The following is a 24,798-nucleotide window of genomic DNA, read 5'->3' as shown; positions in this document are numbered from 1 at the left end:
GGGGATCGGCTCACCGGCCTTTCCCCGATGAGGGTTTCCTGAAAGCCGCCTTCCTTTACTTGAGAGAATTCCCCTAAGCAGTGATGGTTCTTCTCGAGCCAATCATCCCCCGTCCCCTCTTCGCTTTCTCGCCTTTTTCTCGATCCCTCGTTGTCAACATCGGGCAACCATTTTTTCCCGGCCTCGATCCACCCCCATTCGCTTGGCCGCTTGGCCTACTTGCGCCCTTCGACGATCGGCACTGTCATATTTATGTCATGAATATGACCGATCATTGTCACGTCGTCGAGCGATAGTGCGCCCCGCCAAGAAGGGACAGGACATGGCCCTTCGATCTTCCAAGCAGAAGAAATCCAAGGAATTCGAAAGGAATCCGATCGGAAACCTCGTCCTTGACGAATCGGTTCGTTGCCCATCTCAACGGAGAAATCACGCATGAAACGCGCGCTCGCTCTCGCTGCGCTCTCGGGGGCTTTGTTCTGCACCCAAGCCTTGGCTCGGGATCAGATCAGTATCGTCGGCTCCTCGACGGTCTACCCCTTCGCCACCGTCGTCGCCGAGCAGTTCGGGAAAACCACCCCCTTCAAGACCCCGACCATCGAATCCACCGGATCCGGCGGGGGCTTGAAGCTCTTTTGCGCCGGTGTGGGAATCAAACATCCCGATATCACCAACGCCTCGAGACGCATCAAATCGAGCGAAGTCGAACGATGCGCCAAAAACGGAGTCGAGGAGATCGTCGAGGTCAAGGTAGGCTTCGACGGCATCGTTCTCGCCAACTCCCGCAAAGCGCCCCGAGCGAACCTCTCTTTGAGGCAAGTATTTCTCGCCTTGGCCAAGCAGGTGCCGGATCCGAAGGGCGGCGACAAGCTCGTGCCCAATCCCTATAAAAAATGGAGCGATGTGGATCCCTCCTTGCCGGATATCGAGATCGAGGTGATGGGTCCGCCCCCGACGTCGGGAACCAGAGACGCCTTCGTCGAGCTGGCCATGGAGGGGGGCTGCAAAAGCTTCGACTTCATCGAAAAGATGAAGCAATCGAAGGGCAAGCGCTACAAGGCGATCTGCCACGGGGTGCGCGAGGACGGTGCCTATATCGAGGCCGGCGAAAACGACAATCTGATCGTGCAAAAACTCGATGCCAACCCCGATGCTTTCGGTATCTTCGGCTATAGCTTCTTGGAGCAAAATGCCAATCTCGTCCAAGGATCGCTGATCGATGGCACCACCCCCGAATTCGAGAATATCTCCGATCAATCCTACCCCGTCTCTCGCGCCCTTTATTTCTACGTCAAGAAAGCGCATGTCGGCACGATCCCGGGATTGAAGGAATTCCTGGCCGAATTCACCCGCGACCGGGCATGGGGTCCGGATGGTTATCTCGCCGACAAAGGGCTGATCCCGCTGATCGATGCCGATCGCAAGCAATTCGCGCAGGATGTAAAAAATCTCTCGGACTTGATGCTCTGACCACCGGCCACTCGATCGATCGGATCGATATCGATGGGATCGACTCGCTCGACGATCCTCGTTGCAAGAACGATCACGCCGGATTAGAGCCTGCATACCGGCGAACGGACATTGGAATGCAAGGCTCGTTGCCGCACCGCCGATACCTAAGGGGAGATGAATCATGAGCGTCGGTCTTATGATTCTCATTTTGCTTGCGCTCACCGCCTGCGCCTTCCATTTGGGACGCAAGCGCGCGCTCGATCTTTCCCAGCGCGGAAAAAACGGCACGACCAAGAACGATTTACATTCCCTGCCGGTTCATTACGGGAGCCTTGGCGCGCTATGGTGCGCGCTCCCGGCCCTGATCGTCATGGTGCTTTGGATCGCTTTCGAAGGAAGCATCGTCGATGGTTTGGTGATCAAGTCCTTGCCGGAAGAGATCCGAGCACTTCCCGAAGAACGTTTGGATCTCGTTTTCAATAACATCAAAAACCTCGCCCAAGGCAATATCGTTGCCGGCGAAGTCGACCTCGTCATGCGCCGAGCCGCCGATCACTACCGGGATCTCAGGGGCATCGGAAACACCGCCTTGGGCATGACGGTATTGGTATTGGCATTGGGCGGAATCTGGCTGGCTTGGAGCCGGGTGCGACCGCAACTACGCGCGCGCAACCATATCGAGCGCATCGTCAAGATCGCCCTGATCGCTTGCTCGACCATCGCCATCTTCACCACCATCGGCATCGTCTTGTCGGTGCTCTTCGAGACCATTCGCTTTTTCGGGCATATCCCGGCGACGGATTTCCTCTTCGGGCTCGAGTGGAGTCCGCAAACCGCCATCCGAGACGATCAGGTCGGATCTTCGGGAAGTTTCGGGGCCATTCCTCTATTTGCCGGTACCTTGCTGATCTCTTTCATCGCGATGATGGTGGCGGCCCCGATCGGACTCTTCTCCGCCATCTATCTCGCCGAATACGCAAATCCCCTTTTCCGATCGGTGGCCAAGCCGGTGCTGGAAATCCTCGCCGGGATCCCGACCGTCGTCTACGGTTTTTTCGCAGCCCTGGTGATCGCTCCGCTTCTGCGCGATACGGGGACGATCATCGGATTGGATGTGGCCAGCGAGAGCGCCTTGGCCGCCGGATTGGTGATGGGGTTGATGATCATCCCCTTCGTCTCCTCCCTCTCCGACGATGTCATCAACGCCGTACCGCAATCATTGCGGGATGGTTCCTACGCGATGGGCGCAACCCGCTCGGAGACGATCCGGCAGGTCATTTTGCCGGCGGCCCTGCCGGGGATCGTCGGCGGATTTCTCCTCGCCATCTCGCGCGCCATCGGCGAGACGATGATCGTGGTCATGGCCGCAGGGCTGGCCGCCAACATCACCGCCAACCCCCTGCAAGCGGTGACCACGGTAACGGTGCAGATCGTCACCTTGCTGGTAGGCGATCAGGAATTCGATAGCCCCAAAACCCTCGCCGCCTTCGCCTTGGGGCTCGCCTTGTTCACGATCACCTTGTGCCTGAACGTGATTGCGCTTTATATCGTGCGCAAATACCGCGAGCAATACGAGTAGTTTCTCGTCTTCGACCTCGATACGCGCCGATATCGGCTCGAAAGCCCGGCAAAAAAATCACCGACTACGCGAAAAACCGATGCAATGAACGCTTCTTCGAACCCCAAGCCCTCCCCCGACGGACCGAGGCGGGTCGATGTCCATACCAGCCAAGCGATGAAACTCCGCTTAGCGAGGCGCCATGCCGCGGATCGGCGCTTTCGCGCCTTTGGCATCGCAGCGATCGCGATCGCGCTGATCGCCCTGCTGTCGCTTTTCATCAGCATCACCAGCCGCGGCTACACCGCCTTCGTGCAAACCCGAATCGCCCTCGATATCACCTACGATGCCGAGATTTTGGGGATCGGCGAGGAAGCGAACGCCCAAGACCTTGCGGTGGCCGACTACCGCGCCTTGATCCGCAAATCCATGCAAGCGCTCTTCCCCGATGTTCGCGAAAGGCGCGAGCGACGCGATCTCCTTCGCATCGTCAGCTCGGGGGCGGAATTCGAATTGCGCGCGCAACTACTGGAAGATCCGAGCCTGATCGGTCAAACCCGGCGGGTTTGGCTGACGGCCGATGACGATGTCGACATGCTGATCAAAGGCTATATCGATCGCAACGCTCCGGAAACGGAACGACGGCTCGGGGATCGACAAATCGCATGGATCGAATACTTGGAGGAAGCCGAAAGGATCGATACCTTCTTCAACACCACCTTCTTCATCGCCGGGGATTCGCGCGAGCCGGAGTTGGCGGGGATCCGGAGCGCGGCGACCGGCTCCCTCCTGACCTTGCTGGTTACCTTGCTGCTTTCCTTTCCCATCGGTGTCGCCACCGCGGTTTATTTGGAGGAATTCGCCCCCACCAACAAACTGACCGATCTGATCGAGGTCAACATCAACAACCTCGCCGCCGTTCCATCGATCATCTTCGGGCTGCTCGGCTTGGCGGTATTCATCAACTTCTTCTCCCTCCCGCGCTCGGCCCCCTTGGTCGGCGGTTTGGTACTGACTTTGATGACCCTGCCCACGATCATCATCGCCGGTCGCGCGGCTTTGAAATCGGTCCCGCCCTCGATCCGGGAGGCCGCCTTGGGGATGGGGGCTTCGAAGATGCAAACCGTCACCCACCATGTATTGCCGTTGGCGTTGCCCGGGATGCTGACGGGGGCGGTCATCGGGATGGCCCAAGCCTTGGGTGAATCCGCTCCGCTGCTGATGATCGGAATGGTCGCATTCATCGTCGATGTTCCGGGCGGGTTTTTCGATCCCTCCACCGCCTTGCCGGTACAGATTTTTCTATGGGCCGACAGCCCCGAGCGCGCCTTCTTGGAGCGCACCTCGGCGGCGATCATGGTCCTTCTCGCCTTCTTGATCGCGATGAACGCTCTGGCCATCGTGCTGCGGCAACGCTTCGAAAAGCGCTGGTAGAAAAACCGCCGAATCCGGATAGGAACGAGTCGCCTTCGGCTTTGCGATGCGAGCGACGACCATCGACCCCGCCGCCGGCGCCATCCACCGGATCTTAGCAACCCATCGATGCTTTGGAGATCACGATGACGACAGCCCTGTCTTTCGAAAAAATCGCAATGGAAGAGGAACCGCCGATGACTGTCGAGCCACCCTCCATCCATCTTCCAAGGCCCCTACCGGAGGATTGCGAGACCATCGGGGAAGCCACCGTCGACAACCCGCGCATGACCACTCGGGATGTGAGCGTTTACTACGGGGATAAGATGGGGATATCGAGGGTCAGCCTCGATATCGGAGCCGACCAAGTGCTGGCGATGATCGGGCCCTCGGGCTGCGGCAAATCCACTTTCTTGCGCTGCCTCAATCGAATGAACGATACCGTGGATATCTGTCGGGTCGAGGGCAGTATCGAGCTCGACGGGCGAGATATCCACGATCCGAGCCTCGATGTCGTCCAGCTGCGAGCCCGGGTGGGGATGGTCTTTCAAAAGCCCAATCCCTTTCCCAAGTCGATCTACGATAACGTCGCCTACGGACCTAAGATTCACGGCTTGGTCGGCAATCGCCACGAAACCGACGAGATCGTGCAACGCAGTCTGGAAAAGGCGGGGCTGTGGAACGAGGTGCGGGATCGCCTGAATCAGCCCGGGACCGGGCTTTCCGGCGGACAACAACAGCGCCTTTGCATCGCCCGGGCGATATCGATCAGCCCCGAGGTGATCTTGATGGACGAGCCCTGCTCGGCCCTCGATCCCATCGCCACCACCCGTATCGAGGAGTTGATCGACGAGCTGCGGGAGAACTACACCATCGTCATCGTCACCCACTCCATGCAGCAAGCGGCAAGGGTCTCTCAACGCACCGCCTATTTTCACCTCGGCAAGCTCATCGAGGTCGGGGAAACGAATCAGATCTTCACCAACCCCCGCCACAAGCTCACCGAGGATTACATCACGGGACGCTTCGGCTGATCGGGCTGATCGGCAAGGATGCTTCGTCGGCAAGCCGAAAGACCACCCCTCGGACTCACCTTATCACCATGGTCATGCAATGAACCAAGAAAAACATACCTTCAAGCGCTTCGATCAGGAGCTCGCAGCCCTCAACGGCACGGTGATGAGGATGGGAGGGATGGTCGAGGATCAGATCGCCAAGGCGATGATATCATTGCGAGATGCGGATATCGAAGGCGCTCGCAGCATCGTCGCCCGCGATCACGTGGTGAATTTTCTCGATGTCCAAGCCGACGAGCAGATCATGAACCTGCTCGCCCTTCGCCAACCGATGGGGAAGGATCTGCGCATGATCCTGTCGTTGGGCAAAACCGTGACCGATCTGGAGCGAATCGGGGACGAGGCGGAGCGAATCGCTCGGATGGCCATCGATATCCATAGCACCTCCTCGGCGCCACCGAGCCCGCGTTTGCTCAAAGATGCCTATCGGATGTCCAATCTCGCCACCAGAATGCTGCACGATGTCCTCGATGCCCTGGCCCGGTTGGATGTGGACAAGGCCATCGAGGTCGCTTGCTGCGATGCCGAACTCGACAGCGAATTCCAATCCGCATTGCGTCGCCTTTCCACCTACATCATGGAAGACTCTCGCAACGTCGGGCACGCCATCAACGCCACCTTCATCATCAAGTCCTTGGAGAGGATCGGCGATCACTCCAAGAATATCGCCGAATATGTCATCTTCCTCGCCAAGGGGAAGGATGTACGCCATGTAAGCCCGGAATCGATCGATAGCCAGGATCTGGATTGACAAGCGGGCTGGATTGACAAGCGAGATAGGGATCGTTCGCAGCGCCGAGCATCGCGGTTTATCCGAGATATCGGCAAGGCCGGACGATGCGACAACGCGAAAGCTCGGTGATCCGATCTTCGAGGCGAGGGGCAAGGCGAACGTCATTTTCGATATCGGATAAAGGGATCGCTCGACGAATCCCTCGGCGAATCGATCGCCCCCTTCTTTTTTCGATATCCCGACTCGTCTATCGGCCGCGCTTTCGGCCCCAAGTATCGCGCAGGCTCACCGTGCGGTTGAATACCGGTGAATCCGGGGCATGATCCTCGCTATCGGCCACGAAATAACCCGAGCGTTCGAATTGGAACAAAGCTCCCGGGGGAACCCGGGCCAGCGAGGGTTCCAATATGCAATCATCGATCTCCTCCAACGAGGCGGGGTTGATCTGCCCACCGAGCGCTTGCGGATCGGGGCTCGGCGCCGCTTCGTGAAAGAGCCGGTCATAAAGCCGCACCCTTGCGGGCACTCCGAAGCGGGCCGAGACCCAATGCACGGTTCCGCGCACCTTGCGTCCGTCGGGGGAGTTGCCGCCGCGAGAGTCCGGATCGTGGATCCCGCGAATCTCGACGACCTCTCCCGTCTTCGGATCCCGCACCACATCGGTGCAGGTCACCAGCCAAGCATAGCGAAGCCGCACCTCCTTTCCCGGCGCAAAACGATGGAATTTGGCCGGCGGATCCTCCATGAAATCATCTCTCTCGATGAAAACCTCGCGCGTGAAGGGCAACTCGCGCGTGCCCAGAGATGGATCGTTGGGATGATTCGGGGCCACCAGATCCTCCCTTCGATCCGGCGGAAAGTTCTCGATGACGAGCCTCAACGGTCGCAGCACCGCCATCGCCCGGGGGGCGATGGGCTCGCAAGCCTCGCGCACGCAATTCTCGAGCAGCTCGAGTTCGACGATATTGTCTTTTTTAGTCATGCCGATCCGGGCGCAAAAATCGCGCAGCGCCTCGGGGGGGAATCCTCGCCGCCGCATTCCCGCAATCGTCGGCATCCGCGGATCCGTCCAACCCGATACATGCCCTTGCTCCACCAAGTGCGTGAGGAGGCGTTTGCTCATGACGCTATGGGTCAGATTCAAACGGCTGAATTCGATCTGACGCGGCGGCGACGGTATCTCGAGGGTGCGCAAAAACCAGTCATACAACGGGCGATGATCCTCGAACTCCAATGTGCAAAGGGAGTGCGTGACCCGCTCGATGGCATCCGAAAGCGCCTGCGCGAAGTCATACATCGGATAGACGCTCCACTTCCGACCGGTCAGCGGATGGGGGGCGTGCATGATGCGATAGATCACGGGATCGCGCAGGTTGATATTGGGCGACGCCATATCGATCTTGGCCCGCAGAACGTGCGCTCCTTCCTCGAATTCCCCGGCGCACATCCGGCGAAAGAGATCGAGGCTTTGCTCGGGGGGGCGATCGCGCCACGGGCTATCTCGCCCGGCCTCGGTCAAGGTCCCGCGCGACGAGCGAATCTCCTCCTGCGAGAGGCTGCAAACATAGGCGTGGCCGGATTCGATCAGGCGCTTGGCATATCCATAGAGATCGTCGAAATAATCCGAGGCATGGCGCAGCCGATCCCCCCAATCGAAACCCAGCCAACGCACGTCCTCCTTGATCCGCTCCATGAAGTGGGCCCGCTCCCGACTCGGATTGGTATCGTCGAAACGCAAGTGGCAACGGGCATTGGGATAATCGCGGGCGATGCCGAAATTGAGGCAGATGGACTTTGCATGACCGATATGCAAATAACCGTTCGGCTCCGGCGGAAAGCGGGTGATCACCGCCCCTTGCGGCAATTTTCCCGCCGCGATATCGGCATCGATTTCCTGACGAATGAAGTTGGACGGCGCCGAATCGGGCGCCTTCGAAGAAGTGAAATCCACCGCGGACATCATCATCGACTCCGGTCAAAGGGATATTCGAAAAGGGAGGGCGGCGCCCAAAACTTCGGCGATCCGAGGGCGAGTCTCGATCGGATCGAAGGCCGCGATCGCGATCTCAGACATGCCCCAGGCTCGAAGGCGGCAACGAGTCCATCCCCTCGAGATGAGCGGTGCACGCAAGGCGGGTCACCTGCCATCGACCCTCGATGTCGCGCTCGATCTCGGTGACGCAAGTGTTGAGCCACTTGACCTCGGCGGGGTCGATCTCCGGCGGAAGATGCAGGTGATTGCGCAAAAGAACATCGCAGACCAACCCGTGGGAGACCACCGCCAACGCCGGAGCCGATTCATCACCCTCATCGTTGCCATCGGCCTCGACGGATCTCGCCTCGGCGAGCACCCTCTCCCACGCCACGGCGATCCGGGCTTCGAAGGCGGCCGCGCTTTCGCCATCGGGAGGAAGATGGTCGGGGGCGAAAACATCCTCTTCGAGATCGTCGTAGGCGACCCCCCGATAGGCTCCGAAATCGCGTTCTCGAAGAATGCGATCGACCTCCAGCGGGACCCTTCGCAAGCGGACCGATGCATCGGCTTGCGATCCTCGGGCGGCGCTCGATGATATCCGCTCATCCAAAGAGTCGATGATCGCCTTTCGTATCGCCTGCGCCGTGGTCAGCGCCCGCAAGTGATCGCTGCTTAGAATATGCACGATCCCGGCATCGGCCAGACGCCTTGCGACCCGCTCGGCCTGCTCGACTCCGCGTTCGCTCAAGGGGGTGTCGGGGAATTGAAGGATGCGGCGGGCATTGAAAATCGTTTCGCCGTGGCGCACGAGATAGATGGTCATAAGAATGGAATTCTCGAAAAAACACGAAAGAAACGAAAAGCGCATCCGGGTATTCTCGCCGCTTCGAAGCGGGCCCGCCAAAATCGATATCGAGGTCTCGACCGGGAGCGGCGAAGGATCCTTGAGCGCGCGAAGATCGTCGGCATGCGAAAATTACCGATCGAAAATTATCGATCATCGTCTCCGACCGAATCTCGATACGAGCGACCCCTCCGACAAGGCTTTGAAGAATAACACCGCATCATGAACCACCCGAACCCTTCTTCGCCCATCCGCTCCAAGAGCGATCCGCCCTTTGCGTCCGAGGAGAGGATATCGGCTTCGCCTTGGCCATCGAGCGGGCAAGCCCTGCTGACCGATCTTTATCAGCTGACCATGAGCGAGGTGTATTACGCCCGCAGGCACGAGGACAGCGCGGTCTTCGAGCTCTTCGTAAGACGCCTGCCGGAAAACCGCAACTATCTGATCTGCGCCGGGCTCGATCCGATCCTCGATTATCTCGAGGGATTCGCATTCTCCGCCGACGAGATCGACTGGATCCGACAATGCGGGCATTTCGGCGATGATTTCGCGCATCGTCTTTCCGATTTGCGCTTCACCGGTGATGTCCATGCAATGCCCGAGGGAACGCCCTTTTTCGAAAACGAGCCGGTCATCCGCATCACCGCCCCCCTGCCCGAAGCGCAGTTGGTCGAAAGCCGCCTGATCAACCTCTTTCATATCCAAACATTGATCGCTTCGAAAGCGGCGCGCATCGTCAACCGCGCCGAAGGTAAAACCCTGGTCGACTTCGGCTTCCGGCGGGCCCACGGGGCCGAGGCCGGGGTGCTCGCGGCCCGCGCCTCCTATATCGCAGGCTTCGATGGAAGCGCAACGGTCGAAGCGGGCAAGCGATCGGGCATCCCCCTTTACGGCACCATGGCCCATTCCTTCATACAGATCTACCCGCGCGAGATCGATGCCTTTCTCGATTTCGCACGGGTGCGACCGGATCGAATCACCCTTCTCGTCGATACCTACGAGATCGAGGCCGGGGTCATCGAAGCCGCCGACGCCGCGCGAGCGTTGCGCGAGCGAGGGGTGATGGTCACCGCCATCCGCATCGACAGCGGCGATCTCGAATCCGCGGCCCGCACCGCCCGCCGCATCCTCGACGATCGAGGATGCAAGGATGTGAAGATCTTTCTCAGCGGCTCGCTCGACGAATACGTGATCGACTCCTTGCTTGACAAGCACTGTCCGGTCGACGGCTTCGGGGTCGGCACCCGGCTGAATGTCTCCCAAGACGCCCCTTCCATCGATTGCGTCTATAAATTGCAGGAATATGCCGGTCGTCCGAGCCGCAAGCGCTCGCCGAATAAAACGACCCTGCCCGGACGCAAGCAGGTCTGGAGGCGCTTCGACGATCGAGGAGAGATCACTATGGATATCGTCGGACTCGAAAGCGATCCCATCGAGGGTGAGGCTTTGTTGGAGCCGGTGATGCGCAAAGGACGGCGGCTCGCTCCGCCGACGCCGCTCGACAAGATCCGGCGTCGCGGCCTCGATGGCTATCGCACCTTGCCCGAGCGCCTTTTGGCATTGCACGAAAGCCATCGGATCCCGGTCGAGGTCGCTCCCTCGATCCACGAACTCATGCGAACGATCGACGACGAACACCCCCCATCCAATCCTTCGAAGAATCGAAAGCGCCAACCCGTCGGGGACGATGGCAATGATGCGGGCGATGCGCCAAGAAGGGCCGTCGGATGAAGCGCGCGGCCGAAGTGGTCATCGTCGGGGCGGGGATCGCCGGCATCTCGAGCGCCTTCGAGCTGGCGGTGCGCAAAGGCCTTCGGGATATCGTCCTGGTCGAAGCCGGGGATCCGCTCTCGTTGACCAGCGACAAATCGACCGAGTGCTATCGAAACTGGTGGCCCGGACCCGACGATGCGATGCTCCGTCTGATGAACCGCAGCATCGATCTGCTCGAGACCGTCGAGCGTGAAAGCGGGGGGCGGACAAGGCTCAACCGCCGCGGCTATCTCTATGCCACCGCCGACCCCGATCGCATCGACACCCTCCTCGCCAACGGCCGAAGAGCAAAAGCCCAAGGCGCCGGACCCTTGCGAGTGCACGAAAAGGGCTCATCCGGATCCGATTGGATCCCCTCACCGGCCCAAGGCTTCGCCGGCGTCCCCGAGGGAGCGGATCTGGTGCTCGATCCCGATCTGATCCGCACCCGCTTTCCTTGGCTGACACCGGATATCGTCGCCTGCCTCCATGCTCGCCGCTGCGGCTGGCTGAGCGCCCAGCAACTGGGCATGTACCTGCTGGAAGAGGCGCGCAGGCATGGGGTCGAAGTGATCCGAGGGATGGTGCGGCAGGTCGATCTCAGCGGAGGGCGGGTACGCTCGGTACGCATCGCAAGCGCCGGCGGCGAGGATATCCGTATCGACAGCGAGCGATTGATCCTCTCGACCGGGCCCCATCTCGCAGCGAGCGCTCGCGACCTGCTGGGGATCGAGCTGCCGGTGGTCTGCGAGCGACATCTGAAAGTGGCCTTTCGGGACCATCGCTCGGCGATACCGGGGGATGCGCCTTTGATGGTCTGGACCGATCCCGTCACCTTGCCTTGGACGAAAGAAGAGCGCGCCGAGCTCGAGGCATCGCCGGAAAATGGATGGCTTTTGGATCCCTTTCCCGCCGGGGTCCATGGTCGCCCCGAGGGTCGACCGGGCGAGCACTGGCTACTCATCCTATGGACTTTCGATGCGCAACCGGTGCCGCCGATCTTTCCGCTTCCGGTTTGCGATTCGCTGCCGGAGATCGCATTGCGGGGTTGGTCGAAGATGATCCCTGCGCTTTGCGAATATTTCGAACGGCTGCCCAAGACCATCGTGGACGGCGGCTATTACGTCAGAACGCCGGAGAATCGCCCTTTGATCGGGCCGCTGCCGGTGGCGGGGGCATGGGTGAATGCCGCTTGGTCCGGTTTCGGGATCATGGGGGGCTGCGCCGGCGGGGAACTCGCCGCGAACTGGATCACCGGCGATCCGATGCCGCCTTGGGCAAAGGCCTTTCATCCCGCTCGCTTCGATGATCCCGCTTATCGGCAACGATTCGCGCACGGCGACGATGACGGACAACTCTAGATCCGATCCTCGATCGCCCTTGCCTCGATACGGATCCATCGATGCGAGCCGCCCTGTGCGCCCAAAGCCATCCTAGGAAAAACCCCGAGGCTCTCTGGAAGAGCTTTCGAGGATCGTTCGAAGATCGGTGGCGAGCGCTGCAGCGGGCAAGCGAAAAGCCCTGATAAACCTGATAAAAAAGAGCGTAAAAACCGATCCAAGGGAACCAAAGAGCCAAGATCGATCAGCCAAGATCGATCAGGAATGGATATGGTGGCTACGGGTGGGATCGAACCACCGACCTCACGATTATGAGTCGTGCGCTCTCACCAGCTGAGCTACGTAGCCTTCATCGATCGACATGACGATCAACGCGATCGGCATATCCATATAGAGTACCCAAAATCGCCTCTTTCAGGGGCAATCGCCCAAGGCGAGATCGAAGGGAATCGTCGGCGAAATCCGCCCCGAGCGAGCCTTGATAGTATACGCTCGAATCGGATCGATGCCGGCTTCAACGCTCTTAGAAACGGCCAAGACAACGGCCAAGAAACGACCAAGGATACCAAGCAAGCGATGCCCTCGTTCTCCGCCGAACTCCCCCACGATCATGCAAAGCCGGAACGCATCGGAGTGCTGATTACCAATCTAGGGACCCCGGATGCCCCGACCACGGCTGCCACCCGGCGTTATCTGGCCGAATTCCTCGCCGACCCCCGGGTGATCGAACTTCCGCGCTGGATATGGCGCATCATCCTTCACGGCGTCATCTTACGAACTCGCCCCTCTCGATCCGCCCGCGCCTACACCGAAGTTTGGACCCCCGAAGGCTCTCCGCTGCTGATCCACTCCAATGCCATCGCCCGGGGGCTCGAACGACGCTGGCAAGAGCGCCATCCGAATCGGGTGGCGGTGGCTTTGGGGATGCGCTACGGCCGCCCCTCGATCGCCGATGCCCTGCACGAACTGCGCCGCCTCGGCGCGGGCGAGCGCATCTTGGCGCTGCCGCTTTATCCTCACTATAGCGGAGCGACCGTCGGCTCGACTTTCGATCGGATCACGCAAGTCCTGCGTCGCTGGCGGCGAGTGCCCGCCTTTCGCTTCGTCGATCACTACCACGATCACCCTTTATGGATCGAGGCCATCGCCGAATCGATCCGCAAATCCCGGCTCGAAGGAAAGCCGCCGGATCGTCTGCTGTTCTCCTTCCACGGTCTTCCCAAACGCTATCTCGACGCCGGGGATCCCTACCACTGCGAATGCCATAAAACGGCGCGATTGGTCGCCGAGCGGCTCGGGCTTGAATCCGACACTTGGCAGGTCGCCTTCCAATCCCGCGTCGGACGAGGGGAATGGCTTCGCCCTTGGACCGACGAAGTCCTAAGGCGCTGGGGCGAAAAGGGCATCGATCGCGTCGATGTGATCTGCCCCGGTTTCGCCGCCGATTGCCTCGAAACCTTGGAAGAAATCGCATTGCGCGAACGCGACGCCTTCCTATCCCACGGCGGGGGCGAGCTGCGCTACATCCCCGCTCTCAATGCGGACGGGATCCATATCGAGGCCTTGGGGCAACTGGTCGAATCTGCGATCCCCGACTGGCTCGCCACTAGCCGAAGCGACCCTCAAGCGCTTGCCGCAAGCCTTGATCGCGCCCGCACGCTCGGGGCGAAAAGCTGATCCTGCATCCTTTGCGCACATCGAGACCGTGCACATCGAGACTGTGCACATCAAGGTTGTGCATATCGAAGCCAACCCGCCTCGATTCGACCGAATCACCTTGTAAAATACTCTTTTCAACACCCTTTGCGCCCTGCGCCGCCCGAAAATCCCGACGATCGAGTCGTTTTGACTCGCTTGATGCATTCATTACGCGCTTTTTTCCGGCGTTATCGCTCGTTTTTCTGTCAAAATAGCCCCCTGATAGACAAATTGATAGACGCATCGATAGTCACATCGATAGTCACGTAGAGCGATCGTTTTCGAGAATCCCCGGCAATGTCCGATCTTCCTCTTATCGTGGTTCGAGCACTTTCTTGCATCATCGGATCCCGTCCATCGAAGGCACTCGCCTCATCGACCTTGATCTTGGCGATCGGGTCCGGGGGATCGTTCCTGTCGCATCCGGCATTCGCCCAAAATGCCGCCTTGGATACCACGGGATTCGCCGGTCTTTGCGGCGGGGGATTGCACTTCCCGCCCCCCTTGGAATCGACGGCGGCGGACAAGGATCTCGATCCGGATACTTTATACCTCGAAGCCGATAACGCCGAAAATGCCGACGGTATTTCCACTTTGAGCGGCCGAGCCACGGCGATCAAGGGTGCCAAACGCTTGGAAGCCGACCGTCTGCGCTATGGACAATCCGACGATCGACTCGATGCCACGGGCAATGTCAGATTCAAAAACGAGGGTCTTTTCATCACCGGGGAGAGGGCCAACGCCCGCTTCGATATCGATCGCGCCGGCTTCGAGAACGCCGACTTCGCGCTGCAAGCGATACAAGGCCAGGGTCACGCCGCCGAGATCGCGATCGAAGGCGATGAACGACTCGAAGCGAAGGAAGTGGATTACACCACTTGCGATCCCTCGAATCCCGAATGGCGCATGAGAGCGAATCGGGTCGAACTCGATCGAAAGGATGAAACCGGCACCGCCCGCGGGGTTCGACTCGATCTATTCGATATCCCGGTGCTCTACCTGCCCTATTTGGAATTTCCGTTGGGCGATCGACGCCGCTCCGGATTCCTGACCCCCGATATCGGTACGAGCAGCGGCGGCGGACTCGATATCCGCATCCCCTATTACTTGAACCTGGCTGCGAACTACGATGCCACCTTGGCGATCCGAACGATGAGTCGTCGAGGCGTACAAGCCCAAGGAGAGTTCCGCTTTCTTACCCAAGGTTTCGGCACCGGGCGGATCAGCGCCAATTATCTGCCGAAGGATCGCAAATACGATGACGATCGGGGGTTGATCGATCTCGAGCACCGCCACCGATGGAAAGAGCGCTGGTCCAGCGATCTTCGCTTCGCCGATGTCACCGATAACGATTATTTCGAGGATCTGGGAAGCGAACGCTCGCATAGCGCTCGAGGAGCCATCGAGCGCCATTTCGATCTTCGCTATCGGGGGGATTCATGGTCCGCTCGCGCCCGAGTGCAGGACTACCGGATTTTGGAAAACCTCGCCCCCGAAGACCACCCTTTCGCTCGTCTGCCACAAGTGCTGCTGCAAACCCGAGGTTTCGAACGCAATCGAAGAATCAATATCCAAGCACAAGCCGAATTCGTCCGCTTCGAGCGATCGACGGGAATCACCGGCAGTCGCACCGATTTACAACCGACCCTTTCTTGGCCGTTCAGGAATGCTTGGGGATTCTTGGTGCCCAAAGCCACCTTGCATCTCACCCGCTACGAATTGGATCTCGAGTCGGATCTCGATTCGAGGGAAGGAAAACAAAGCAATCCATCACGGACGATTCCGGCTTTCAGCCTCGATAGCGGGCTTTTCTTCGAGCGTGAGATGGTCATCGGTGGGGCGGGGATGATCCATACCATCGAGCCGAGATTGCATTATCTGCGCGTGCCCTACAAAGACCAGGACGATCTGCCCGTTTTCGATACCGCCCTTGCGGATTTTCGATTCTCCCGACTTTTTAGAGAGAATCGGTTTTCCGGAAGGGATCGGATCGGGGATGCCGACCGACTGACCCTTGCGATCACCTCGCGCCTTTTGGCCCCCGACGGGCAGGAAAATCTGCGCCTGAGCGCCGGCCAAATCCGTTATTTCCGGGATCGGTTGGTACACCTGCCCAATGAATCGGAATCATCGATCGACCGCAGATCCGATCTGATCGCAGAGGTGATCGCCCAAACCCCATCGAATTGGCAGCTAAGAGCCGGGGTTCGCTACGATCCGCATCGAGATCGCACCGCCCGCAGCTCCTTGGCGGCGCACTATCGCCCGGATCGGCGGCGGATCGCCAATGCCGCCTGGCATTTCGCACGCGACCAACACGAGCAAATCGATCTCTCATTCGCTTGGCCCATCGACGGGAAATGGCGGGCGATGGGGCGTTGGAACTATTCGCTCGACCACCGCACCGAGATCGAGACCTTCGGCGGATTGGAGTACGCAAGCTGCTGTCTCGCTTTTCGCACGGTGGCGCGTCGTTTCTTGAACGGCGATGCGGACGATCACTCCACCGGTATCTTTTTCCAGCTCGAGCTCAAAGGCCTCGGCGGTGCAGGTCGTGGCGCCGACGACTTCTTCGAACGCAATATCCCCGGTTACGAGGACCCTCGTTGATGCGCCTTCCCCTTATGTACGAACCATCGATGCTTCCGATATGGCGGATTCCACCGAAAACGGGGCGCTCGACGATCGGCCATCGCCCTCATTGCAAGGGCGCGATCCCCATCGTCACACTACCGGTCTTGCTCGCATGCATCGCCCTTGCAAGCGCCCCGGTCTCGGTTCTCGCCCAAGGGACGCAAGCGGCTACCGCCGAGACGGCCCGAGAGCAAGGCGAAGGCCCGAGGATTGTCAAAGAGCCGTTGGGGGATCCGGATGAGGAGGCGACAAATGCCGAGCCCTTGGAAAAACTCAACCGCATCGTCGCCGTCGTCAATGACGAGGTCATCTTGCTCAGCGAACTCGATCGACAACTCGATAGGGTTCGCCGGGAGATGCGACAAAGCGGAAACTTTCTCCCGCCCGACTCCAATCTGATCCGACAGGTTCTGGATCGGATGATCCTCACCCGGCTGCAGCTGCAACTCGCCCGGAGCGTCGATATCAGCGTCGATGACGAGCAACTCAATCGCGCGGTGATGCGAATCGCGGAACAAAATCGCATGAGTCTGCGCGATTTGCGGGACCGACTGCGGAAAGAGGGCTTGAGTTTTTCCGAATTTCGCGAAAATCTGCGCCAAGATATCTTGATCTCCGAGATCCGGCGGCGCGAGGTGGATCCGCAAGTCCAAGTCTCCGGACGCGACATCGAACTTTATCTTTCGAGCGTACGCAATCGCAAACCGGAAAACGAGATTTACCGGATTCGTCATCTGCTGATCGCGATCTCCGAGGACGCCGCCGGCGAAGAAGTCGAAAAGGCCCGAATGCGCCTGCAAGATATCATCGAGAATATTCGAGGGGGGGCGAGTTTTTCGGAGATGGCGGCGAGCCATTCCGACGGACAACAAGCCCTACAAGGTGGGGATCTCGGCTGGCGCAAGGCCGTCGATCTACCGGCATTGATCAGCGATATCGTGCCCTCGCTGGAGGTCGGGGATATCTCGGATATCATCCGCAGCCCCAGTGGTTTTCATATCGTCACCTTGGTCGACAAGCGCAGCGACAGGCTCCATATCGTCGAGCAAACGAAGGCCCGCCATATTCTGGTCGTCCCCGACGAGATCACCGACGATGCGAGCGCCCGGCAACAACTCACGGTGCTGCGCGAGCAGATCCTCTCCGGAGCGGATTTCGCGGACATCGCCCGCGCCCGCTCGGACGATGTCAGTTCCTCTTCCAAAGGCGGGGATCTGGGCTGGATCAACCCCGGGGAGACCGAGCCGGAATTCGAGCAGATGATGCTGTCTTTGGAAAAAGACGAGATCAGCGCACCTTTCCAATCGCGCTTCGGATGGCATATCGTCCAAGTGCTCGACCGCCGAGAACATGACGATACCGAGGCTGCGCTGCGAGCCGAGGCGCAGCGCAATATCCGGCGGAGGAAATTCGAGGAAGCGCTGGATCTTTGGCTGCGTAGGCTTCGGGACGAGGCTTATGTCGAATATCGGCTCGATCGCTGATGCGTCCGCCGGTTCTGACCTTGGGGGAACCCGCCGGTATCGGTCCGGATATCGCTCTTGCGGCGGCTTCGAAGGGGATCCCCTTCGTCGCCTTCGCCGACCTGGAGATGCTTGGCGAGCGGGCGAAGATCCTCGGGATCGACATCACCCTTCGCCCCATCGACGAAGATGCGCTTCCTTGCAGCGACGATATCACCCCCAAAGAGCTGCCGGTGGTGCCCATACCCATCGCTCGCCTCCCGAAACTCGGCATCCCGGATGCGGCCAATAGCCCCTATGTGCTCGAATGCATCGACAAGGCGGTGCGGGCCTGTCATCGAGGACATGCCGGGGCGCTCGTCACCGCTCCGGTGCATAAAGGAATCATCAACGATGCCGGGATCGCATTCAGCGGGCATACCGAGTGGATCGCCCGACTGGACGGCGTCGCCCGACCGGTGATGATGCTGTGCAACGACCGGCTACGGGTGGCGCTGGCCACCACTCATCTGCCGCTGCGAGCGGTGCCCGATGCCATCGACGAGGCGATGCTGGTCGAGATCCTGCGGGTGCTCGAAGGCGACCTGCGAAAGCGCTTCGGGATCGAGGCGCCCCGCATCTTGGTATGCGGATTGAATCCGCATGCGGGCGAGGGCGGGCATTTGGGGAGGGAGGACATCGAATCGATCCAGCCTGCGATCGATCGAATGGTGATGGAAGGTCTTTCGGTCGAAGGACCGATACCCGCCGATACCGCTTTCACCCCCGCAAGGCTCGTCGGGGCCGATGCCGTATTGGCGATGTTTCATGACCAGGGTCTTCCGGTGCTCAAACACGGCGGATTCGGCGAGACCGTCAATATCACCTTGGGGCTCGGCTTCGTACGCACTTCGGTGGATCACGGCACCGCCTTCGATCTCGCCGGCAGCGGGAAAGCGGATCCCTCGAGCCTCATCCGGGCCTTGGAGATGGCTCGTCGGATGGCTCCGCATTGACGGGCCGTCGATAAAAATCGCTCATTGACGGACCCGTCCTTCTCGATCCCCTCATCGATCCCTTGGCGAAATGGCAACAAGCACCGGCGAGGATCGTCGAGGAGGGATGCCCCGGGCGCGTAAACGCTTCGGGCAGCATTTTTTGCGCGATCAGGCGGTGATCGGGCGCATCATCGACGAAATCGACCCGCAAGCGGATGATTGCATCGTCGAAATCGGCCCCGGACGCGGCGCCCTCACCCGCCCCCTCCTCGCATCCGGCTGCACCTTGCATGCGATCGAGATCGATCGGGATCTCGCCGACGACTTGGAAAGGCGAATCGGCAGTGCGGGCGCGGCCTACGCATTCGAATCGAGCGCCGCAAGACGAAGCGCAGCGCCCCCCGAGCGGCGATTGTTCGTTACCCAAGCCGATGCCCTCGATTTCGATTTCACCGCCGTCTCCCCGCCACCGCTACGCATCGTCGGCAACCTCCCCTATAACATCTCCACCCCGCTCATCTTCAAACTGCTGGCATCGCTGCCTTCGATCGAGGATATGCATCTGATGCTGCAAAAGGAAGTGGTGGAGCGCATCGTCGCTCTTCCCGGTAGCAAGGCATGGGGGCGACTCGGCGTGATGCTGCAAATCGATTGCGAGCCGGAGCCTTTGTTCACGGTCGAACCCGATGCCTTCACTCCGGCGCCCAAGGTCGATTCCTCGGTCATACGGCTAACCCCCCGCCCGCAACCGATGCTCGACCTGCGCACGAAAAGATGCCTCGAAATCATCGCCAAGGCCTGCTTTTCGAAGCGCCGCAAAATGCTGCGCAACGCCTTGGGCGATATCTGCAACGAGGAAACGATTCGCACCGCCGGGCTCGATCCGACGATGCGACCGGAAATGCTGAGCGTGGATGATTTTTCGGCGATTGCAAAAACGGTCCTCGAAGAGAACCCCGACCTTCCGATCGGCGACAACGATCGACGATCATCGCCGAGCAAGGGCTGAACGGCGCGCCCTCGTTTTTACGAGATGAGAGATAGCCTTCGGGCAAATCACTCGGCCGTCGATCAAACCCCGAGCGATGGGAACGATAAGCCAGTACGGGCCTAAACAAGGCCGAGGCGAAAGGCGGCCCCGGCCCTTATCCGATCGGATCAAATATCGAGGGTGCCGATCTGGATCAACTCGACCTTGTAGCCATCCGGATCATCGACGAAGGCGATGATCGTATCGCCGCCTTTGACCGGCCCCGCCTCGCGGGTGATATTGCCGCCCGCAGCCCGAATACGCTCGCAAGTGGCAGCGACATCATCCACTCCGAGCGCGATATGCCCGTAGGCATCCCCGAGATCGTAGCGATCGACACCGTGGTTGTATGTGAGCTCGATCTCCGCTTCGCCGTTGCGATTACCGCCTCCGAATCCGACGAAAGCCAGCGAGTACTTCTGCTCCGGACGCTCGGTGGTGCGCAGCAGATCCATCCCGATGACCTTGGTATAGAAGTCGATCGAGCGCTGCAAATCGCCGACCCGCAACATCGTATGCATCAATTTCATGGAAGCGTTCCTTATCGAGTGAATGGGCTTCGAAGGCGGCGGATCTCGGCGAGAGGATATCGGCAAGAACCGAGGAATCAGCCTTTGCCGGCGATCTTCTCGAGTTTTTTCGCCCGAATCACATGCCCGTCGAGACCGGCCTGTTTCGGGGTTTTGCCGTAGGCCACCGCCATCAACGTGCTGTAATAGGCGACCGGCATATCGAAGCGCGTGCCGTACTTGGCATTGATTTCATCTTGGTAGATCTCGACATTCATCTGGCAAACCGGACAGGGGGTGACGATCATATCCGCCCCGCCGTCATAGGCGGCCTCGATGATTTCCTTGATCAGCGCCTGGCTCTTCTCCGGCTCGGAAAAGGCCAGCGCCCCGCCGCAGCAGGAGACCTTTCGATCGTAGTCCTTGACCGATTCCGCCCCCAAGGTCTCGGTGAGTTTGTCGAGGTACATCGGATTTTCGAAGGACTCGCCCTCGATGCCGAAGGGTCGATTGGTCTGACAGCCCACATATCCTGCGATCTTCATCCCCTCGAGCGGCTTTTTGACATGACGGCCCATCTCTTCATAGCCGATATCCTCTATCAATACCTCGACCATGTGCCGGATGCGGGTGGTGTTCTCGAGCACCAAGCCCGCCTCGGCAAGGGCTTGGTTGGTCTCGCGCATCAAGTCGTCATCCTCTTCGAGACGCTCTTTCGTCTCGCGGGTGGCGAGCCAGCACGCAGCGCAGGTGGCGACGATATCCTGGCCGCGGTTGTGCTCTTCGGACAAGGCGATATTGCGAGCCGAGAGCGCAAGGCGTGGAAGTTCTCCGCCTCCGCAATAACCGATGGACGCCGAGCAGCAATTCCAGTCCGGAATCTCGTTGAGCTCGACATCGAGTTCGTCGCACATCGCCTCCACCGAGGTCAGGTAGTTCGAGGCCGATGCGCCTTTTTGGGAGGAGCAGCCCGGGTAAAACGAATATTGACGCTTAGGCATTTTGCATTCCCTCCAAGTGAGGATTGGCAAGGATTGTCGTTCGAGCGTTCGAAATCGCACCCCAAGGGCGTGATTCGATATCGCCGCTCATCGGCGTTTCGAGACTCACTCGGCGCCGGGGCGAGGGCCTTTTTCTATGCGAGCGCTTTCGATTTCCTCGGCTTTTTCGAGCATCCGATGAAAGCCTTTGCGATCTCGCACTTTATGACCGCCGAAAAACTCCATCGGATTCATCCGCTTCGTGCGTACCATGCCCAGACCGAGCGGCGCCTTTTTCAGCGCGGTCTTGATCCCATCCACGAAGCCGTGCATGAAATAAAGAGAGATTCCCAAGCGCAGTTCGTTGACTCGACCGTCGGCCTTCAAATTCTTCCAAAAGAGATCGGAGAATTTGCGGGTGGGTTGGTTTTTCGGTGCCAGACCCATGCGTACCGCATAGTGCGCAAGCCCGTGCATGATGTGGGTGATCGGCAATTCCCTGGGGCAGCGCACGATGCAGTTATAGCAGGAGGTGCACATCCACGGACCTTCGGCCGCCAACACTTCGTCTCGTTTGCCGGCGCGGATCATCATGAACAGGGTCTGGGGTCCGAAATCCCAGTGCGGACCCAAGGGGCACGATCCCGAACAGACCCCGCACTGCATGCACATCTTCACCCACTCCCCCTCTTCCACATTATCTTCCACCTCGCGCAGGAAATTGCCGCGATAGCGCTCGATCATCTCGTTGTTGTTCTCGCTCATCGAGACCTCACCCTCCTTGGAAAGCGCAAAACCCCTCGAACCCTCGAAGGGCCGAATCCGGAAATTCTCCGATCGATCGACCTGCCGGGCATCCGCAATCGATCGGCATCCAATCGATCCTCAGCCGAAGGCCATCGTCTCGAAAAAGCGGACATCGACACCCGTCCCGCCGACGCCGATCCGCAAGACAGCCCGGAGCCCTTAGAACTTCAAAGGACTCGGTCCGATACGAGCGATGGTCCGCTCCATCTCGTTGATCAAGCGCGGCGCCCGCTCGATATCGGTAATCGCCACCTCATGGGTGATGACCCGCTCCTTTTCGAGCCCGAGCTGCTCCAAGGTATCGTCGATTTTCGTCATCCGATACTGCGCCATCTCCGACCCTTTGACGAAATGGCATTGGTAGTTCTCGCCCGACTTGCATCCCATCAGCATCACCCCATCGTAACCGGCATTGAGGGCATCCGTCACCCAGATGGTGTTGACGCTGCCCAAGCAGCGGATGGGGATGACGCGAGCGAAGACGCTCCACGATCGGCGCAGGCGAGCCGCCATATCCAATGCGGGCCACGCATCGTTCTCGCAGGCCAAGACGAGGATACGCGGTTTGTTTTCGGTCTCGTCGGGGATCTCGACGCTCTTGATCTGCTGGCCCACGGTATCGATCGAATAGTTTTCAAACGATATCACCCGTACCGGACACGCCCCCATACAGGTACCGCAGCGGCGGCAGCGGCTCTCGTTGAAGAGCGGATAGCGTTTTTCGTCCTCGTCGATGGCCCCGAAGGGACACTCCACCGTGCAACGCTTGCACTGGGTGCAGCCGTCATAGCGAACCTTCGGAAAACTGAGATCGCCCGAGCGAGGATGGGCCGCCCGCCCCCGGCCTGCATTCTCTATCGCCTGGATCGCCTTCATCGCGGACCCGGTGGCATCCTCTCGGGCTTGGGCGATATCCATCGGCCGCCGCACCGGCCCCGCCGCGTAAATGCCGGTGCGACGGGTCTCGTAGGGAAAGCAGATGAAATGCGAATCGGCGAATCCGTGGGCGAGATGCGGAAGATCCGGCCCTTGTCGATAGGTGAGGTTGAGGATCGACTCCACCGGAATCTCGATCGCAGCGGGGGCGGAAGCGTTCGTATCGGGCTCATCCGTCTTCGTATCGTTCGCCTCGGAATCGACCCCGGCATTGGCAACCATTCCGGTGGCGAGCACCACGAGATCGAAATCCCGCTCGACCTCCTCGTCGAGGATCAGATCCCGATAGCGCACCCGAGCCCCGCCACCTTCGCCGGCGGCCGAAATCGCACTCGTTTCACCCTTGGTAAAGACGATCCCTCGGCTTTGGCCGCTACGGTAGAAATCCTCGCCGCCCGAGCCCGGGGTGCGCATATCGCTATAGAGCACCACGGTCTCGATCGAGGGATCGGCATCTTGGAAATACATCGCCTGCTTGATGCTCGCAGCACAGCAATAACCCGAACAATAGGAAAGATGACCCGGCTTGGAGCTGCGCTGCCCGGCGCACTGCACGAAGAGAACGCTCTTTATCGGCTTGGCATCCGAGGGCCGCACAAGAGCCTCGCCCTTGGCGGCAAGGGCCAAGGCTTCGAGCTCGCTCGATGTCACCACATCGCCCGAGGCGGCATAGCCGAGTTCGGGGATATGGGAGGGATCGAAGGGGGTGAATCCGGTCGCCTGGATAATCGCACCGAAGGTCTCGGTGCGGCTACCGGTAGAGCCATCGTCGCCGGAGGCGGGATCGCATCGTTCGATCGTGACCTTGAACTTCCCCGGAGAGCCCGATGTCCTGGATATCTTGGATGATGTCTCCACCGTGATGCGTTCATGAACGCTCACTTCGCTGACAAGCGTTGCAATCCCGGGGTCGACCGGAGCCTCGCAAGGGGATCGATCCGGGATGCGCTTCCACAGGCGAGCGGCGAATCCCCCCAAGGTCGCGCTTTTCTCGACGATGGTGACCGAATATCCGGCGCGGGCGGATTCCAAGGCGGCGGTCATGCCGCTTATCCCGCCGCCCACCACGAGGATGGTTCGGTTGAGGGTTTGCTCCAAACTGGGCGAGGGAGGGGTCATGAAGCGGATTTCGGTGCAGGCCATGCGGATATGATCGTCGGCCATTTCCTGCATCGTCTCTCGCTCGGAGGACGAAACCTCGGCCTCGCCGGTCGTCTCGCCGGTCTTTGCCGGGATCTCGCCTCGCTCCGATGAATCGGACGAGCCGGCATCCGCAAGCGCCGATGACTCGCCTTTTCGGGCGCGGGACCAAACCACTCCCTCGCGCAGATTCGCCCGCGCCACCGCCACGCCGTCGAAACGGAAAGTCGAGGTCATGGCGCGCCCGGAGCAGGCACAAACAACGACATCGCTCACCTCCCCCGAGGCGAGATCGGCACGAATGGTCTCGACGCCCTCGGGGGCGCATAAAAAATCATGCTGTCGAACCAGATTCGCGCGACCCTCGCGGGCGGCCACCTCCTCGAGGCGATCCGCATCGAGAGCCTGCCCGATCCCGCATCCGCGGCAGATATATGCGCCGATCTTTCTCTCTTTGGCCACCTTCAATCCCCCTTGGCGC

At 59.9% G+C, this 24,798-nt stretch carries 18 protein-coding genes and 1 tRNA gene; 12 read left to right on the top strand and 7 right to left on the bottom strand.

Annotated features, from left to right (window positions below; translation table 11 throughout):
- Positions 1–435 precede the first annotated feature (435 nt).
- The 5 genes from BF99_RS0106815 to phoU all read left to right on the top strand — a co-directional run bounded on the left by BF99_RS0106815 (position 436) and on the right by phoU (position 6,250).
- Positions 436–1,470, top strand: a complete 1,035-nt coding sequence (locus BF99_RS0106815) for a PstS family phosphate ABC transporter substrate-binding protein (protein WP_025770287.1) — start codon at positions 436–438, stop codon at positions 1,468–1,470.
- A gap of 163 nt (positions 1,471–1,633) precedes the next feature.
- Positions 1,634–3,031 carry a phosphate ABC transporter permease subunit PstC gene (gene pstC, locus BF99_RS0106810; RefSeq protein WP_025770286.1) on the top strand — a complete coding sequence of 466 codons (1,398 nt, stop codon included), beginning with the start codon at positions 1,634–1,636 and terminating at the stop codon, positions 3,029–3,031.
- Between the two features lie 84 nt (positions 3,032–3,115).
- Positions 3,116–4,444, top strand: a complete 1,329-nt coding sequence (gene pstA / locus BF99_RS0106805) for a phosphate ABC transporter permease PstA (protein WP_025770285.1) — start codon at positions 3,116–3,118, stop codon at positions 4,442–4,444.
- A 176-nt stretch (positions 4,445–4,620) separates the two neighbouring features.
- Positions 4,621–5,457 carry a phosphate ABC transporter ATP-binding protein PstB gene (pstB, locus tag BF99_RS0106800; protein WP_051482817.1) on the top strand — a complete coding sequence of 279 codons (837 nt, stop codon included), beginning with the start codon at positions 4,621–4,623 and terminating at the stop codon, positions 5,455–5,457.
- Between the two features lie 79 nt (positions 5,458–5,536).
- Complete coding sequence (gene phoU, locus BF99_RS0106795; RefSeq protein ID WP_025770283.1) at positions 5,537–6,250, top strand: phosphate signaling complex protein PhoU; 714 nt, start codon at positions 5,537–5,539, stop codon at positions 6,248–6,250.
- A gap of 229 nt (positions 6,251–6,479) precedes the next feature.
- On the opposite strand, the gene BF99_RS0106785 is transcribed toward phoU, so the two are convergent.
- Positions 6,480–8,192 carry a glutamine--tRNA ligase/YqeY domain fusion protein gene (locus BF99_RS0106785; protein ID WP_025770282.1) on the bottom strand — a complete coding sequence of 571 codons (1,713 nt, stop codon included), beginning with the start codon at positions 8,190–8,192 and terminating at the stop codon, positions 6,480–6,482.
- 106 nt (positions 8,193–8,298) lie between these two features.
- Positions 8,299–9,030: a histidine phosphatase family protein gene (locus BF99_RS21885; protein ID WP_025770281.1), complete on the bottom strand. Its 732-nt coding sequence runs from the start codon at positions 9,028–9,030 to the stop codon at positions 8,299–8,301.
- A gap of 243 nt (positions 9,031–9,273) precedes the next feature.
- On the opposite strand from BF99_RS21885, the gene BF99_RS0106765 reads away from it, so the two are divergent.
- Positions 9,274–10,782 carry a nicotinate phosphoribosyltransferase gene (locus BF99_RS0106765; RefSeq protein WP_025770279.1) on the top strand — a complete coding sequence of 503 codons (1,509 nt, stop codon included), beginning with the start codon at positions 9,274–9,276 and terminating at the stop codon, positions 10,780–10,782.
- Entirely contained in the window at positions 10,779–12,164 is a 1,386-nt protein-coding gene (locus BF99_RS0106760) for an NAD(P)/FAD-dependent oxidoreductase (RefSeq protein ID WP_025770278.1), read from the top strand. The genes BF99_RS0106765 and BF99_RS0106760 overlap by 4 nt, the downstream gene beginning before the upstream one ends.
- A 250-nt stretch (positions 12,165–12,414) precedes the next feature.
- On the opposite strand, the gene BF99_RS0106750 is transcribed toward BF99_RS0106760, so the two are convergent.
- Positions 12,415–12,491, bottom strand: a tRNA-Met gene (locus BF99_RS0106750).
- A gap of 228 nt (positions 12,492–12,719) precedes the next feature.
- Between BF99_RS0106750 and hemH the strand changes: the two genes are divergently transcribed.
- The 5 genes from hemH (at position 12,720) to rsmA (ending at position 19,924) form a co-directional block, all read left to right on the top strand.
- Positions 12,720–13,820: a ferrochelatase gene (gene hemH, locus BF99_RS0106745; protein ID WP_025770276.1), complete on the top strand. Its 1,101-nt coding sequence runs from the start codon at positions 12,720–12,722 to the stop codon at positions 13,818–13,820.
- Positions 13,821–14,228: 408 nt separating this feature from the next.
- Positions 14,229–16,451, top strand: a complete 2,223-nt coding sequence (locus tag BF99_RS0106740) for an LPS-assembly protein LptD (RefSeq protein WP_197019060.1) — start codon at positions 14,229–14,231, stop codon at positions 16,449–16,451.
- Positions 16,451–17,959 (top strand): peptidylprolyl isomerase, encoded by a 1,509-nt coding sequence (locus tag BF99_RS0106735; protein WP_025770274.1) that lies wholly within the window; start codon positions 16,451–16,453, stop codon positions 17,957–17,959. The genes BF99_RS0106740 and BF99_RS0106735 overlap by 1 nt, the downstream gene beginning before the upstream one ends.
- Positions 17,959–18,933, top strand: coding sequence for a 4-hydroxythreonine-4-phosphate dehydrogenase PdxA (gene pdxA, locus BF99_RS0106730; RefSeq protein WP_038097559.1), 975 nt, complete (start codon positions 17,959–17,961; stop codon positions 18,931–18,933). The genes BF99_RS0106735 and pdxA overlap by 1 nt, the downstream gene beginning before the upstream one ends.
- Positions 18,934–19,003: 70 nt before the next feature.
- A complete protein-coding gene (gene rsmA, locus BF99_RS0106725; RefSeq protein WP_231471327.1) occupies positions 19,004–19,924 on the top strand; it encodes a 16S rRNA (adenine(1518)-N(6)/adenine(1519)-N(6))-dimethyltransferase RsmA in 921 nt (306 codons plus the stop codon).
- Between the two features lie 149 nt (positions 19,925–20,073).
- Here the strand turns inward: rsmA and gloA are convergent, their stop codons facing one another.
- The 4 genes from gloA to BF99_RS0106700 all read right to left on the bottom strand — a co-directional run bounded on the left by gloA (position 20,074) and on the right by BF99_RS0106700 (position 24,779).
- The gene (gene gloA / locus BF99_RS0106720; RefSeq protein ID WP_025770271.1) at positions 20,074–20,475 is read right to left on the bottom strand and encodes a lactoylglutathione lyase; all 402 of its coding nucleotides are present in this window, start codon (positions 20,473–20,475) and stop codon (positions 20,074–20,076) included.
- 77 nt (positions 20,476–20,552) lie between these two features.
- Entirely contained in the window at positions 20,553–21,455 is a 903-nt protein-coding gene (locus BF99_RS0106715) for a CoB--CoM heterodisulfide reductase iron-sulfur subunit B family protein (RefSeq protein ID WP_025770270.1), read from the bottom strand.
- Positions 21,456–21,560: 105 nt separating this feature from the next.
- The gene (locus BF99_RS0106710) at positions 21,561–22,199 is read right to left on the bottom strand and encodes a 4Fe-4S dicluster domain-containing protein (RefSeq protein WP_025770269.1); all 639 of its coding nucleotides are present in this window, start codon (positions 22,197–22,199) and stop codon (positions 21,561–21,563) included.
- Between the two features lie 201 nt (positions 22,200–22,400).
- A complete protein-coding gene (locus BF99_RS0106700) occupies positions 22,401–24,779 on the bottom strand; it encodes an FAD-dependent oxidoreductase (protein WP_025770268.1) in 2,379 nt (792 codons plus the stop codon).
- Between the last annotated feature and the right edge of the window lie 19 nt (positions 24,780–24,798).

This window comes from Thioalkalivibrio sp. HK1, from assembly GCA_000583135.1.
GTDB lineage: Bacteria > Pseudomonadota > Gammaproteobacteria > HK1 > HK1 > HK1.
This window is presented reverse-complemented; position numbering and strand designations above follow the sequence as displayed.

Coding starts and splice junctions, on each gene's coding strand:
- phoU (WP_025770283.1), top strand. CDS start 5,537: ATGAACCAAGAAAAACATACCTTCAAGCGCTTCGATCAGGAGCTCGCA.
- pstA (WP_025770285.1), top strand. CDS start 3,116: ATGAACGCTTCTTCGAACCCCAAGCCCTCCCCCGACGGACCGAGGCGG.
- rsmA (WP_231471327.1), top strand. CDS start 19,004: ATGGCAACAAGCACCGGCGAGGATCGTCGAGGAGGGATGCCCCGGGCG.
- BF99_RS0106715 (WP_025770270.1), bottom strand. CDS start 21,455: ATGCCTAAGCGTCAATATTCGTTTTACCCGGGCTGCTCCTCCCAAAAA.
- hemH (WP_025770276.1), top strand. CDS start 12,720: ATGCCCTCGTTCTCCGCCGAACTCCCCCACGATCATGCAAAGCCGGAA.
- pstB (WP_051482817.1), top strand. CDS start 4,621: ATGACTGTCGAGCCACCCTCCATCCATCTTCCAAGGCCCCTACCGGAG.
- BF99_RS21885 (WP_025770281.1), bottom strand. CDS start 9,030: ATGACCATCTATCTCGTGCGCCACGGCGAAACGATTTTCAATGCCCGC.
- BF99_RS0106785 (WP_025770282.1), bottom strand. CDS start 8,192: ATGTCCGCGGTGGATTTCACTTCTTCGAAGGCGCCCGATTCGGCGCCG.
- pstC (WP_025770286.1), top strand. CDS start 1,634: ATGAGCGTCGGTCTTATGATTCTCATTTTGCTTGCGCTCACCGCCTGC.
- pdxA (WP_038097559.1), top strand. CDS start 17,959: ATGCGTCCGCCGGTTCTGACCTTGGGGGAACCCGCCGGTATCGGTCCG.
- gloA (WP_025770271.1), bottom strand. CDS start 20,475: ATGAAATTGATGCATACGATGTTGCGGGTCGGCGATTTGCAGCGCTCG.
- BF99_RS0106710 (WP_025770269.1), bottom strand. CDS start 22,199: ATGAGCGAGAACAACAACGAGATGATCGAGCGCTATCGCGGCAATTTC.
- BF99_RS0106760 (WP_025770278.1), top strand. CDS start 10,779: ATGAAGCGCGCGGCCGAAGTGGTCATCGTCGGGGCGGGGATCGCCGGC.
- BF99_RS0106735 (WP_025770274.1), top strand. CDS start 16,451: ATGCGCCTTCCCCTTATGTACGAACCATCGATGCTTCCGATATGGCGG.
- BF99_RS0106765 (WP_025770279.1), top strand. CDS start 9,274: ATGAACCACCCGAACCCTTCTTCGCCCATCCGCTCCAAGAGCGATCCG.
- BF99_RS0106815 (WP_025770287.1), top strand. CDS start 436: ATGAAACGCGCGCTCGCTCTCGCTGCGCTCTCGGGGGCTTTGTTCTGC.